Here is a 1195-nt window from a genome sequence, read left to right as displayed (position 1 = left end):
TCGGCCACGCCGGCGAACACCTCATCGAACTGGCGCTCACCGCCGACCCACCCCTCCACCCCGGCCATCAGCTCGGACCACTCGATGAGCTTGTCGCGTTCGTCGTAGGGGTAGTCCAGCAAGGTGGCCAGCATCCGTGCGGTCAGCTCGATCGCCACCGTGGACACAAAGTCGAACGGCTCGCCCAACGGCAGGCTGTCGAGAACCTCCTGGACACGCGAGCGGATCAGGCCCTCCATCTCGAGCAGGTTCTTGGGCGCGACGACTCCCTGGACGGCCTTGCGCTGCAGATCATGCTTGGGTGGATCGAGGGCGAGGAACAGCTCCAGGTCGAGGAAACGCGCCAGATCACCGAGGAGGTTGAAGGGCTCGGCCGAGAACCTCTCGTGGTCCTTGTCGACCGCGATGATGTCGGCGTACTTGGTGACCGACCAGAACGGGCCGAACGGGCTGTCGGCCTGGAAGTGGACCGGAGCCTCGTTGCGCAGACGTGCGCTGTACGAGTCCCAGGCACCCTGACGATACAAGAACGGATTGCTCAGATCGATGTCGGCCAAAGCAACGTCCTCGACCGGCGGAACCGGGGCTTCGGCCAGATTCAGCGCACCCGAATCGCGAGTGACGCGCCGGATGACACGATCGACAGCGCCGAGACCTTTGATCTGCCGATGCATCGGGACCACGGGGGTGATCTTGGCGGAGACGGCTTCGACCATACTGTGCATGACGTGTCCTCTCTAAACTTGGAACTCGGGGAGATGGACGACCAGGCCGTCCCAGTCAGGTGAGGTTTTCATCTGGCAGGAGAGGCGGGAAGTCGCCTGACGCTCGGGGTGCATGTCGAGCATGTCTTCTTCGCCGGGGTCTGACTGTCCGACCGTCGCGGCCCAGTCAGCGTCGACGATGACGTGGCAGGTGCCGCAGGCGGCTTCGCCACCACAGTCGCCGTCGATGCCCGGAATGGCGTTGTTGGTCGCCACCCGCATCAGGGTTTCCCCGTCTTCGAGCGAAGCTTCATGCTTCGCGCCGTCGTGGGAAACGAAGGTCACAGTGGACATTCCAACTCCTTCTGCTGTGGGTCGTGCATTACAGGGACTTTTCTGATCAGGATTTCTGCTTCACGAAGTCGGCGACGCGTTCGCCGATCAGGATCGACGGTGCGTTGGTGTTGCCGCGGGTGATGCTCGGCATGACC

The 1195-nt window shown here is 63.1% G+C and carries 1 protein-coding gene and 1 pseudogene; both read right to left on the bottom strand.

Features of this window, described 5'->3' with window-relative positions:
- Positions 1–725, bottom strand: a pseudogene (locus ACFVJ3_RS49530) (cytochrome P450); the annotation flags it as partial.
- Between the two features lie 12 nt (positions 726–737).
- Positions 738–1058, bottom strand: coding sequence for a 2Fe-2S iron-sulfur cluster-binding protein (locus tag ACFVJ3_RS49525; RefSeq protein WP_378459054.1), 321 nt, complete (start codon positions 1056–1058; stop codon positions 738–740).
- Positions 1059–1195: the final 137 nt, after the last annotated feature.

It is taken from the genome of Rhodococcus sp. NPDC127593 (genome assembly GCF_042671975.1).
In the GTDB taxonomy this organism is placed as follows: Bacteria; Actinomycetota; Actinomycetes; order Mycobacteriales; family Mycobacteriaceae; genus Rhodococcus_F.
Note: the sequence above shows the minus strand (reverse complement) of the source record. Positions and strands in the feature narration are given on the sequence as shown.

Coding starts and splice junctions, on each gene's coding strand:
- ACFVJ3_RS49525 (WP_378459054.1), bottom strand. CDS start 1,058: ATGTCCACTGTGACCTTCGTTTCCCACGACGGCGCGAAGCATGAAGCT.